Source organism: Bacillus oleivorans, assembly GCF_900207585.1.
Lineage (GTDB): Bacteria > Bacillota > Bacilli > Bacillales > JC228 > Bacillus_BF > Bacillus_BF oleivorans.
Map to the genome: position 1 here is coordinate 80,849 of NZ_OAOP01000008.1, position 12,386 is coordinate 93,234.

Consider the following 12,386-nt stretch of genomic DNA (forward strand, 5'->3'; position numbering starts at 1 on the left):
ATCCTCGTAGGTTTTGTGTCCGAAATACAGGCAGGTCTCCTGGCTCATGGTCATCACTTCTTACGCCTTCCCATACAAGTAAGTACAGTGGCCAATTGTAAAAAGCTCCCATTCACAGTGGCGGGACCGCGTTGGATTTACACCAACTTCCCTTTTAAGCTAGTCCTAAAGAATAGCACCTATATTTGAAGCATATGTAGTTGATTACATCGTTCATTATACACAATAGCGTATTAAATTGTATAGAAAAATCATACACAAAAAGGCTATCCCGCTTGTAGAAGGATAGCCCCTAACCTTTTTCTTATTTAGGTTCATCAGGGTTATAATTATTATTTTTCGGTTCAAATTCTTCAGCTGTTTCCATACCGTAATTTTCCCTTAATGCAGGGGTGGTTCTGCCATTGTTTCTGTCTCCTGTATTTTTATCCGCAAAGGCCATATAACGGTGAAAGAATATTTCAGCAATGGTTATACCTGCAGCTGCTATCAGGGATGACATTACGTATGGATAATCGGGAATTTCCACTAACATGACTTGCATTGCCCAAATCGTAAGAAATGAGAGTCCAAAGTCAGCAATCGTGGCAATTGTATTATTTGTCCTTGGCAGAATCCCGCGATCACCTACAAAATAAGAAATGGCCGTTAACACTACGGAAATCCAAAATACATTACCAAATCTCAGATCGAACATAACGGTTAATACAAGCCATAGAACGCCTAAAGTAAGTAAAAATTTAATTCCTAAAGCTCGTAAATTTTCCATGTTTAAATCCTCCTAAAGAATAGTCAGTTATAGTTTGACTTATTTTTTAGCAGAATATGCATGTTTACAGTTTTTCTGGTAAAGAAAGGACAATCCAAAGAAACACGAGAAAGGACTCCCCAACGACAAGGGCAGTCCCGTATTATTAGCTTTCGATCATTTGTTCATTCAAAATCCGTTTTCTCTCTTTAAGAAATTGAGCAATATTAATCACTATTGTTTTCGAAACAGCATAAAAAGGAATCGCTAATACCATACCAAGAATTCCCGCAATGTTTCCCGCCACTAATAATAAAATAATGATCGTTGCCGGATGGATTTTTAACTGTTTTCCGATTATTAATGGTGATATGACATTTCCTTCTAACTGCTGGGCAATTACAATTACGACTATTGTCAGTATCGCTTTCATTGGCGAATCAAACAGTGCGATAATAACAGCCGGTGCTCCGCCAAGAATAGGTCCTATATAAGGAATTATGTTTGTAAATAAGACCACCATCGCTAATATTAGGGCATAAGGCAGGTCGATAATTAAATATCCGATAAAGGATAATGTCCCAACAAATAAAGCAACGGTGACTTGCCCCTGTATATAGGATGCTAACGTATTGTTCGTATCTTTAATAGTCTTTAATGCTTCATCCCGATAAGCTGCAGGCAATAGCCGGGCGAAACTGTTGGGAAATTTATGTCCATCCCTAAACATATAAAATAGTAAGAATGGTACGGTGACGACTGTTATTGTAAAATTCGTCACCCAACCAATAATGGCCGAGATGCTATTGGTGATTGTTTTAGGTATAGCACTTCCAATTTCCGTGAGCTTTTCTTCAATATCATCAATCGTAACGTATTCTTGTGTCATCACCCATTGGAATTGAGGACTATCCGAAACTTCCTCAAAAAACTCCATTGTCTGGGCGGCGTATGCAGGCATATCATTGATTAATTGTTTAAATTGATTAGATACGGCTGGAATGAAGTAGCTTAACAAGAGTGAAATCAAACCAGCAATAGCAAGATAAACAATAATAATCGAAAGCGTCCTCGGTATTTTGATCTGCTGCAGCCTTTTGACTAGCGGATTTAGCAAATAAAACAGAAAGCCCGAAATTAAAATAGGGAAAAATAACGTGGAAAAAAAGATCCCTAAAGGTTCAAAAACAAAAGCGATTTTTGTGCATATGTAAATAATCGCAACAACTAACAATATTTGCAGTGTCCAAAAATGTAACTTCGATTTAACCACCCTAGTCCTCCTAATCTGAATTCTCCTCTAACTATACTACTAATAAAGTCGATAAGGATATCCTATATTTAATTTTTTACTACCCATTATAGACAAACAACTTATACTTTATTTCCTTACTATTAGTAGAATCAGCCCGTTTGATATTTTTGATAGTTTCAAAGTGAACATCCTCATTCGAGATGAACGAGGAAAATCGTTTCTCGAACGTTTTCATACAGACAAATTCTTGTTCTATAATAATTTTGTTTACGTTCTGATGTCCCCCTAACTCTCTTTACTTATTATATCTCTGCCTGATTTAATTTTATCTTCAAAGGGGTTCAAACTTAATTTCTATAGAGTAAACCATATCGCGTGCATCATAGGTAGCTTTCTTCTAAAATGATAGTATCTCTATATAAAAACATTCAAAGGAGTGTGCATGATGGCTGAACACCATTTTCATTTAAAAACAGATTGGCCTGGTTTACGCAATGATGTTGGAGACCTGGAAGCCAAAAATTTAAAAACAAAAATTTCAATCCCTAAAGAGATGGATGGACCTGAAGTAGGAACCAATCCAGATGAAATGTTATTGGGTGCAGCTGCCACTTGCTTCATTATTACTTTAGCAGCAATGATGGAACGGGCATCCTTAGATAAAAAGGATCTCTACATGGAATCAGAAGGAATTGTGGACGTAACAAATGGCGTATTTACCTATAAAAAAATCATTCACCGCCCAACCATCGTCCTGAAAGAAGACGCTACTGAAAACGACCGTAAGCTTGCCTTTAAGCTTGCTGAAAAAGCTGAATCTTCCTGTATGATTACGCGTGCTGTAAAAGGGAATGTAGCAATCGAGCTAGTAGCAAAAATTATAGTCTAAGCCCTAAAAAAGGTTACCGATCTGGTGCATTTTTTTATTTTTGCTCTTCTCTCGATTTTAAAATATCTTGTATGATTTCGATATGTAAAGAAGCCCACGCCTTTTCGTGAAAGTGAAGAATTACACTCATAATTAGGGTGGTTACATAAACAACAATAAAGGTGAGCCAAAGCATCGACCCGTCCTTAAAAAGCAGCTCCTGTAATTGCTTTGAGAAGATAAATAATAGCCATGGTCCGGCTGACACAAAAATAGGAATGATTCCAGACCCATTCTTTTCTTTGATCATTTTATAATAAATATCAAGCAAGGTTTGTGTTTCGATTCCTTTGTAAAAATCTTGAATTTCCCGGATTTCTTTTAATTCCCGGTTTTCACCGTAGCGTAAATGGGTACGATTTAATTTTTTTAGTTTTAAATAAAATTTATGAGCATCGCCACGAAAGGAAAACAATTCACCATTCCCCCGTTGAAATATCAGGATCTGATGGCAAAAATACGGGTCAATTCAACTGCTAAAACCACCATCGGTTCTTAGGGTTCGTTACAAATGGGAAATCATACATAAACGTTCTGGATTTCTTTTGGTCCCTATTACTCTTCTATTCTATTAAATTCTTTTAACGTTTTTAACTTCATAACGGTTAAATGTCCGGCCCATTCTCGTTCAGCTTGTTTCCATTCTTCTTCATATTGTCCAAACCAAGACCAGTTTGGCTTCCATGAGCCATCCTCATTGATTGTCTTAATTTCGAAATCAAGATTAACCTCAACTTCTTCCTGCAATTCTTTATAGAAAGCAGAAGAAGGAGAAATGACAATATGAAGAGGTGTCGCAGCATATCCTCCCCAGTCTTTCGGGTCAGGAGAGACTGTTAATCGAACTGATTTTTGCAGAATCGCTTTGATTTTTCCTTTTTGATGCTCCGGAAGCGCATCTAATAGTCTCTGGTAACAAAGGAAATCATGCATATCAATCTTTTCTGGGAGTTTTACTGCTTCTTGAAACGCTACGTCAGTAACATGATCTAAAAATTCTTTTGGAACAAAATGGTGATGCTGGTGTAAATAGCCTGCGATTTCGGCACTTGGATTGGCCCACGTCCCTTCAACACCACAACGGTCTTCCTCGATGTTATATTCCCACCACGGCGCATGCGGTACTTGATTAATTTCTTTAGGAACGGCATGCCAGCGCTGTTTTTCATGGTCAAAACTTCGGATTAAATATTGTATAGCTGCCTGAACTGCTTTTTCTTCATATGAAATTCCAACTGCTTTAATAACCTGTAATCCTATTGTAGTTGCCATGGGTGAAGAGATCGTCAAACGAAAATCTGGTTCAATAGCATTTCCAAATCCTCCATCTTCGTTTTGAAACTTTTTCAGCGCTTCAAGGACCTTATTCTTATCTCCTTCTTCAAAGAAAAAAGAGAAAAGAGCCTGATCTATAGGTCTGGCATGTTCCATTATAAAATTTCTTGCCGACTGGAATTTTTCCCGAGAAAGCTTTATCAATTCTTTCACTCCGTTCTAAAAATGTCATTCATATTAAAGTTTCCTAAATGAAAAGGATGGGAACGCCATCCTTTTCTGTTATAAAATATCCCTCTTTTCAGTAACCCCTATGGATATTACAATAAATACCAGTAAATACAACAAAATCATAATAAATGAAAATCCAAGAGAAATATCACTCATGAAGGGTTCTGTTAATCCCCGGATATACCTATTATCGCTGTAGGCTGACAGTGAGAGATGGGGAAATATTACATATTTTCCCCAATCATACATTGATACAAGTAATGTAACTGGCCCGCTGCTAAATTTCGCTAAAAAAGTAAAACCAGTGGCAAGTCCCATACTCTTTGTAACAGCCCCAATCATAAAAGCTAGGGTTATATAGAACATAATATTTGGATAATTGTACAATCCATTAATAAGGTTTGTTATAAAATCTTCAACGAAAGACTCCATACCAAAAAATAATAGACCTAAGAGATAATTAAAAACTATTAAAAAGTAGTATATTGCGAAAATTAAAATATTTACGATGATATATTTCGACAGCAAGATCGATGTCCGTGAATGGGCACGAATAAACAGCTGTTTAATTGTCCCATCACTATATTCGCTCGTTATTGAACTTGCCGCAATTACAATCGAGTAAAAAGATATGATTGTCGTAAAGACAGAGGCTGAATTAATCGTATAAGTAATTCCGCTGACCTGAATATTAAATCGATTGCTAAAGATAATCACAAGGACGGCTCCCATTATCAGCAAAAATCCCATTACAGCAAGAAACAGCCAGACTTTATTTTTTTTATGGGCCTTTAGCCATTCATTTTGAAGCAAGGAAATCATAAAACTCCCTCCCTCTGCTCTGTAAGTGACAGGAACTGGTCCTCTAACGATGTTTTCATTGGCGCACATTCATAAATGGTCAGACCCGCATTAACAAGGCCGGTCAGGATATCAGGAATCTGCTCATATTGGACAGAAGCAACAATTGTTTTGTCTCCTTCCGTTTTAGCCTGCCCAAATCGTTCTATTACTTTTATTGCTTCAGACATCTGATCAGGTTTTATTGTAAATCTGACCTTTGTGTGAACCCTAGTATCACTGCTTCCTTTGACGTCTATTTCATCGACATATTTTCCTTTTTGGATGATGATGACTTTGTCACACATTAATTCTACTTCTTGAAGCAGATGACTTGACACAAGTATCGATATATTTTCTTTTGTTGAAATCTCTTTTAAATAATCGCGCAAGTGTCGGATTCCGGCTGGATCTAACCCATTGGATGGTTCATCCAAAATAAGCAGTGATGGTTTATGCAATAAGCTTTGTGCAATTCCTAACCTTTGCTTCATGCCGAGAGAATAGGTTTTAACCTTTTGGTCGATCGCATCCTCTAAGCCTACAAATTTAATAAGCTCTTCAATACGATTTATAGATACAGGAGCTCTGCTCATTCGGGCAAAATGAAGCAGGTTTTCCCTGCCGGTCAGGTAATTGTAAAGTTCCGGGTTTTCTACAATAGCACCCAGATAAGATAGAGCTTTTAATTTATCTTTTTGCACATGATGCCCTTCGACATAGATATCACCTTTTGTCGGAGCGATTAACCCGGCTATCAGCCGAATCGTAGTTGTTTTCCCGGCGCCATTTGGCCCTAAAAAACCGTATACCTTTCCCCGCTCCAGCTTAAATGATAAGTGGTCAATGATCACTTGGCCATTTATTATCTTTGTTAAATTCTCTACCACTAACGGAAAATTTTCCTTAAAAGTCACGCCGACACCTCTTCTTCTATTACATATCTGTCCCATCAAGTATAGTACATTTTAACTGTTTAATAACACGTATAACTCTGTATTCACTATAAATATACGAATAAAATCGCAGTTGGGTTTCACCCATTACTAAGACTTAGTCCCACACTTCGTTTAACTTATCTGCATAAAATTGGATTGCTTTTTTATACCTTTGAATCCCTTCATCATCGGTTAACTCTACTATTTTGTTCAGCAAAATCTTTAAAGCTTTCTCGTTATCTCCAAGATTATGTAAAGTCATTGCCAAAAACACAGGAAACTCGTTAGCATTCGGAAACTCTTGCATGCCTTGTTTAAAAATCTTTTTAGACTGATGATATTCCCCAATGGTCCGGTATGTGCTTCCTAACCCTAAGAGAGCACCCCTTCTTTCCTGTCCGGATAGCCCTTGATTTATTGCGTGTTCATAAAAAGGAATTGCTTCTTTTTCCATACCTAATAGATCATGTACCCAAGCACATTGATAGGATATGTGCGGATCGTCTTTGTCCTGTTCATATAATGAAAGTAATAATTGCCTGGCTTCCTGATAGTGACCATTCACTCTTAGTAAAATGGCTTGTTGCAGTGGCTCCATTTTCAACCCTTCCTTTTTATTTCTTTTTAAATACCATTATAAAAATACCGCGGCCCTAAGTCACCGCGGCTCACACATAACTTTCTAACTATTTCAAAAGGTCAAAATCACATATGTTCCCTCGGTTATACATTTAATTCGTAGGTGTTTTCTGATACACCATCTAACAGAGAGCTTATTTCACCAAGTGAAAATAAATGTAACTCATGCATTGCTCTCGTTGCTGCCGTGTACAATAATTTTCTCTCATCTTCGGTCCCGTATACTTCTTGAGAAATGTTATAGAGAATCACCCCATCGAACTCAATTCCCTTAGCTAAATAGGCAGGGATAATAAGAATTCCTTTTTCATAGTAAAGAGTTCCTTTTTTTATGAGTCTCGCATCGACTTGGCCATGGATCGTTTGATAAACTTTCGCACTTTCCTGAGCTGTTTTACAGATGATCGCGATAGTTTGATGCCCCCGAGATTGTATAGCTCTAATCCTTTCTATTACTTGGATGTTTAATCCTGTCTCTGAGTAAACTTGAGTAAGGGTTGGTTTCTTTCCGCTCCGATTAAAGGGCTCAATCTGTTCCCCGCCTTGGATTAATTCACGGGTAAACTCGACAATTTCTCTAGTTGACCGATAGCTTCTATTTAAGACAACCAGTTTTGTTTCAGCCATATCATAAAACTCATCTGACAAAATAGTCGGGGCATTCATGGTATGAGAATAGATTGCCTGATTCATATCACCTAATATCGTCATATAGCTATAAGGGAATAGCTGCTTTATATAAGCAAATTGAAAAGGCGAGTAGTCTTGAGCCTCGTCAATTACAATATGACGGATCAAAGTATTCGATTTTCTGCCTTCAATTAAGTCCTGTAAATAAAGAAAAGGAATCGAATCTTCATAAGGAATTTCGAATTTTTTAAGCCGATTCAAAGTATACTCACATATCTGCTCCCAATGGGCAGGCAGTAATTGATTATCCGGGATGAATTTCATATTGAATAAACATCTGTATAGAGCTAGATGGTCAATAAACTCTAACCTTTTAACTTTTGCAAGCAGCGGCTTGAATCGTTTGTTAACCACTTCCTTGGCCAAAAAGAGATGTTCTTGGTCAAAATCATCAAAAGTTTCTTCGGTGTTTCTTCTCTTTTTCTGGAGCTGTTTGAAAGCCTCCAGGTAATCTACTTTCTCTAATAATTGGATCTCTTGTTCAACCCATTCTTTGTTTCGCTCTCGTTTTGCTAGTTGCTTTAGTTCTTTTTTTAACCAATCTGTCACTATCAATAAGCGATTTGGGATCGAATACCCTTTATCTAAAGAATAAAATTTTTCTTCAATTTGGCGGGCTGAAATTAATATTTTCTTTCTAAATGAAATATTCCTGAAAATCATTCCTGAATCAGAAAGCGATGTTACAAAATCATTTATGTAATTCTTAAAAGAGAGACTTGCTTTAAACGATATCGCTTCTTTTCTAGCATAAAAACCCTCATCATCCCTATTAGATAGAATGTACTCCATCTGTTCAAAAGGGTCTTCTACTCTGTATTTAGTTCCAAGGCGATGGTCAATGTATTGCTGCAGTGTGCATTGCTGCATATTTTCTTCGCCAAGCTCCGGCAAAACGGTCGATACATAGCTATTAAACATAGGGTTGGGTGAAAAAAGCATAATTTGTTCTGCCTGTAAAATATGTCTATACCGATACAGCAAATAAGCAACCCGCTGCAGGGCAGCAGAGGTTTTTCCGCTTCCGGCAACTCCTTGGACAATTAAGTATTTAGTTCCCTCACTGCGAATAATCTCATTTTGCTCTCTTTGAATGGTTGCCACGATACTTTTCATTTGAGTGGAAGCATTGTTTCCCAAAACCTCTTGAAGCAGTTCATCTCCAATGGTTACACCTGTATCAAACATCCCTTTTAATACAGTTGATCTTATGATATATTGGCGTTTTAATTCTATCTCTCCTTGTATTTGACCATCTCCAGGAGTATCGTAGGCTGCCGGCCCTAATCCATAGTCATAATAAAGGCTTGAAATTGGCGCGCGCCAATCATAGATTAGGAAGTTTTCGCTGTTTCGATCTAATAAGGAAGCAACCCCAATATAAATGGACTGAGAGTCACTTTCCCCCTTTTCATGAAAGTCAATCCGGCCAAAATAAGGAGAATCCTTTAATCGCAATAATGTTTTTAGCTGTTTTTGAACTTGCCCCTGACTCCTTTCACGCTCCGAAAGCATTTCCGCTTGTTGTTTAATGCTTGCAAACGTTTCAGTAATGTCGTCTGGCTCATCAAAGTTAATTGTCACATCATTCCAAAAGTTTTTTCGGATTTCTAAAATATCTTCTTTTATGTGACCAGTATTTTGCTCAAGAAAAGAGACTTTAGCATCAATGACCTCTACAATTGTATCAATCCGATCTTGTTCTTTCTTCCAATCCTTTTTTATTTCAGTCACTGAACCACTCCTCAAAAAAATTTTTTCTAGATGTTTGACAAGCGACATTTAATGTGGTAATGTTATTATAGGGATAATATTCTTTAAAATTTATATATTGCCCGCATAGCAAATTTAATCATAACATACCAAATCCTTATAATCAATTCGATTTTTTCATTCCCTAAACACCCTATTCCGAATCGGGTGTTTTTTTATATTCATTTTACGGAAACCATCGTATAATTGTACGCTTGAGGGAAATCCTACGAAATGGATCTATAACCCATTTTAGGAAGTGTAACCGTTGGATTTTCTATTTAGTCAAGACAACTTAACGAGTTTTGATTGGATACTCCGTGCTGTATTTGCATTTGCATTTATGCTAATTGTCGCTAAATTAATGGGGCAGCGCTCAACTTCCCAATGGGGACTCCTTGATTTTGTTGTGGTCATGCTGTTAGGAAATATTTTGGCACACCCGCTGTCAGACAGTCATTTAGGATTGAAGGGAAGTTTTATTACAGTCTCTATTGTAGCGCTCCTTTATATACTTATGTTATTCCTCACTTTAAAGTCTCCTAAAATACGGCATTATTTCGATCCAGCACCAATGCCTTTAATAAAAAACGGGGAACTTCTCTACCCTAACCTAAAAAAAGCAAGAGTTACAATTGATCACTTACTTTCCGAATTACGAAAAGAAAAAGTAGATGATGCAAAAAAAGTAGCTTTAGCCCTATGGGAGCCAGGAGGTAAGATTTCTATTTTTCTTTATCCGCAGTACGAGCCCGCAACAAAACAAGATATAAATATGCTCCCCAAGCCCTTTTATTTTCCGCGTCCTATAATAAAAGAAGGCAAAATTGATCATCATGAACTTCAGATACTTGGAAAAGATACTAATTGGTTACAAAAAGAACTGCAATCCAAATTTAACACCCTCCCCCATCAAGTGTTATTGGCAACCTTAGATGAAAAGAATACGATTAAAATTTTCCTTTATAAAGAATAGAAACATCATCTGTTTCCATTAAAAAAGAGGCGATAAGCAGCTTAACCTTCAATCACCTCTTTTCACAAAATAATGTTAATAGATTAAATAAACGGGTAAACAGGATAGTACGAAAAAGGGTAAGCATATGGATACGGGTATGGATAAGGATAAGGAAAACCATACCCAAATCCAGGGCTAAGCAGCGCACCAGCAAGCAAACCGCCAGCTAAACCGCCTAAAAATGGCCCAAAGCCGAAAAAGGGTCTTCTCCCAAAGAAGGGTCTTCTTCCAAATCCAAAGCCAATAATTCTTTGATCATTTGTCATAGGAGCAGAATAATACTCTACAGGCAATTCATATGGTTGAATAAAGCTCATGATATTCCTCCTCACGTTTTCTCCCTAACTTAATATGCAAAAATGAGGAAAATGCCTTAGGCTCCCGTCCTATATCCTTTAAAAACAAAAAAGAAAGCTTGCCCCATATAAAGCTAACAAGCTTTCTTTTGTTTATTTCAGCTTAATCCCAGTATTCTTTAATAAATTCATCCCGGCCTGATTTTTTTCGATCTTCTTTATATTCAATTGGATTTTTCTTATAAAAGTCTTGATGATAATCCTCTGCCGGATAAAAGATCGAAGCCGGAAGAATTTTCGTGACAATCGGTTTCTTAAATCTCCCGCTTTCTGCTACGGCTTGTTTAGACCTCTCCGCTAAAGTCTTTTGTTCTTTTGTATGATAAAAAATAGCAGTTCGATAAGAGTCACCTCTATCATGGAATTGCCCGCCGTCATCAGTTGGGTCAATTTGCGGCCAGTATAAATCTAATAATTGCTGATAAGAAAAAACATCAGGATCAAAAGTTATTTGTACAGCTTCATAATGTCCTGACCGGCCTGATTTAACATCCTGGTAGCTCGGATTTTCGAGGTGACCGCCTGTATACCCTGATTCAACTTTGATGATTCCAGGCAGCTGATCGAAAGGATGCACCATGCACCAAAAGCATCCCCCTGCAAACGTTGCTAATTCTTGACGTCCACTCATATTTCATTCTCCTCTATCATTTTTCCTGTCTCGATAGTGTATATATTTTATCATTATTTACATAGTTTTATTTTTTTGCAAGTAAAATTGCATTTGTTTTTCCCTTCTATGAATTTAACCTTTATACGGCTTGCCCTTCATAATGCTCTTATGTATCCAAATTGCAGCTTGAGAGCCATCTCCCATCGCGATCGTTACCTGTTCCGAATGCCCAGCAACATCACCCGCAGCCCATACATTTTCAACATTCGTCATTTTGGTCCTAGGATTCACTTGAATGTGCTTATTATCCATAATCTCTACACCTAGCTGAACAGCAAGCTCTGATTTGACATGATTCCCTCCTAAAGCAATAAAACCTCGTTCTCCTCCTATTAAGATGCCATTCATCAAGCGTATTCCCTTAAATTCAGAACCGTTTGCAAGTACCTCTTTTACCTCTTCCTCTATAACAGTGATGTTTTTTTCTTGAAGCTGCTCCATTATTTTCTGATCAATCTCCTTAAATTCAAGATTGATGTAGACTATATCGTTTGTCCAATAATAGAGAGTCAAGGCCATATTGGCTCCAACATTTCCAGTTCCAAGCACAATCGTCCGTTTATTCATCACCTCATATCCGTCGCAATCGGGACATATATAAACAGATATTCCTAAACATGGGTAGATTTTCGGAAACGGAGGAAGACGATCCATAACTCCAGTCGCTAGCAATAAATGATCGGTTTTAAAGGTTTTTTGCTCTTTGGTCCATAGATAAAAGGTGCCGCTTTCTTTTGAAATTTGTTCAACACGATCAAGAACAAATTCAACCCCTAGAGATTGAGCTTGTTTCTTGCCAATATCACGCAGCTCCTCTCCGCTAATTCCTTCCGGCCAGCCTAAAATATTATGATAAGCTCTGCAAAGGTTCGATCTGCCGCTGTTTGCGTCTATAATTAAAATTTTGTGATTATACCTCCCTAATTGGATAGCTGCCTGAAGACCGGCAATTCCCCCTCCTACAATAATACAATCATACCGCACAAGTCATTCTCCTTTTTCATGAAGTTGTTATTATCGTATCCGCAAAACAATTGTTCATT

Annotated in this window: 13 protein-coding genes and 1 riboswitch; of the genes, 2 read left to right on the forward strand and 11 right to left on the reverse strand. The window is 37.4% G+C overall.

The window, feature by feature from the left end; all coding sequences use genetic code 11:
* Positions 1–12 precede the first annotated feature (12 nt).
* Positions 13–198, reverse strand: a riboswitch (cobalamin riboswitch).
* A gap of 106 nt (positions 199–304) precedes the next feature.
* Both CRO56_RS16440 and CRO56_RS16445 read right to left on the reverse strand, forming a co-directional pair.
* A complete protein-coding gene (locus CRO56_RS16440; protein WP_097159719.1) occupies positions 305–769 on the reverse strand; it encodes a YndM family protein in 465 nt (154 codons plus the stop codon).
* 145 nt (positions 770–914) lie between these two features.
* Positions 915–2,021, reverse strand: coding sequence for an AI-2E family transporter (locus tag CRO56_RS16445; RefSeq protein ID WP_097159720.1), 1,107 nt, complete (start codon positions 2,019–2,021; stop codon positions 915–917).
* 427 nt (positions 2,022–2,448) lie between these two features.
* Between CRO56_RS16445 and CRO56_RS16450 the strand changes: the two genes are divergently transcribed.
* A complete protein-coding gene (locus CRO56_RS16450; protein WP_097159721.1) occupies positions 2,449–2,892 on the forward strand; it encodes an OsmC family protein in 444 nt (147 codons plus the stop codon).
* Positions 2,893–2,926: 34 nt separating this feature from the next.
* Here the strand turns inward: CRO56_RS16450 and CRO56_RS16455 are convergent, their stop codons facing one another.
* The 6 genes from CRO56_RS16455 to helD all read right to left on the reverse strand — a co-directional run bounded on the left by CRO56_RS16455 (position 2,927) and on the right by helD (position 9,278).
* On the reverse strand, positions 2,927–3,346 hold the full coding sequence (locus CRO56_RS16455) for a hypothetical protein (protein ID WP_097159722.1): 420 nt from the start codon (positions 3,344–3,346) through the stop codon (positions 2,927–2,929).
* Between the two features lie 140 nt (positions 3,347–3,486).
* Complete coding sequence (locus CRO56_RS16460) at positions 3,487–4,410, reverse strand: prenyltransferase/squalene oxidase repeat-containing protein (protein WP_097159723.1); 924 nt, start codon at positions 4,408–4,410, stop codon at positions 3,487–3,489.
* 78 nt (positions 4,411–4,488) lie between these two features.
* The gene (locus tag CRO56_RS16465; RefSeq protein WP_179714315.1) at positions 4,489–5,259 is read right to left on the reverse strand and encodes an ABC transporter permease; all 771 of its coding nucleotides are present in this window, start codon (positions 5,257–5,259) and stop codon (positions 4,489–4,491) included.
* On the reverse strand, positions 5,256–6,194 hold the full coding sequence (locus tag CRO56_RS16470; RefSeq protein ID WP_245855936.1) for an ABC transporter ATP-binding protein: 939 nt from the start codon (positions 6,192–6,194) through the stop codon (positions 5,256–5,258). The genes CRO56_RS16465 and CRO56_RS16470 overlap by 4 nt, the downstream gene beginning before the upstream one ends.
* Positions 6,195–6,330: 136 nt before the next feature.
* Positions 6,331–6,813, reverse strand: coding sequence for a tetratricopeptide repeat protein (locus tag CRO56_RS16475; protein ID WP_097159726.1), 483 nt, complete (start codon positions 6,811–6,813; stop codon positions 6,331–6,333).
* A 125-nt stretch (positions 6,814–6,938) separates the two neighbouring features.
* Positions 6,939–9,278: an RNA polymerase recycling motor HelD gene (gene helD / locus CRO56_RS16480; protein WP_179714316.1), complete on the reverse strand. Its 2,340-nt coding sequence runs from the start codon at positions 9,276–9,278 to the stop codon at positions 6,939–6,941.
* A 286-nt stretch (positions 9,279–9,564) separates the two neighbouring features.
* Between helD and CRO56_RS16485 the strand changes: the two genes are divergently transcribed.
* Positions 9,565–10,272, forward strand: coding sequence for a DUF421 domain-containing protein (locus CRO56_RS16485; RefSeq protein ID WP_097159728.1), 708 nt, complete (start codon positions 9,565–9,567; stop codon positions 10,270–10,272).
* An 83-nt stretch (positions 10,273–10,355) separates the two neighbouring features.
* Here CRO56_RS16485 and CRO56_RS16490 read toward each other — a convergent pair whose 3' ends face one another.
* From CRO56_RS16490 to CRO56_RS16500, 3 genes are all read right to left on the reverse strand, one after another.
* Positions 10,356–10,631 carry a spore coat protein gene (locus CRO56_RS16490; protein WP_097159729.1) on the reverse strand — a complete coding sequence of 92 codons (276 nt, stop codon included), beginning with the start codon at positions 10,629–10,631 and terminating at the stop codon, positions 10,356–10,358.
* Positions 10,632–10,773: 142 nt separating this feature from the next.
* On the reverse strand, positions 10,774–11,301 hold the full coding sequence (gene msrA / locus CRO56_RS16495) for a peptide-methionine (S)-S-oxide reductase MsrA (protein ID WP_097159730.1): 528 nt from the start codon (positions 11,299–11,301) through the stop codon (positions 10,774–10,776).
* Between the two features lie 114 nt (positions 11,302–11,415).
* The gene (locus tag CRO56_RS16500) at positions 11,416–12,327 is read right to left on the reverse strand and encodes an NAD(P)/FAD-dependent oxidoreductase (RefSeq protein ID WP_097159731.1); all 912 of its coding nucleotides are present in this window, start codon (positions 12,325–12,327) and stop codon (positions 11,416–11,418) included.
* Positions 12,328–12,386 lie beyond the last annotated feature (59 nt).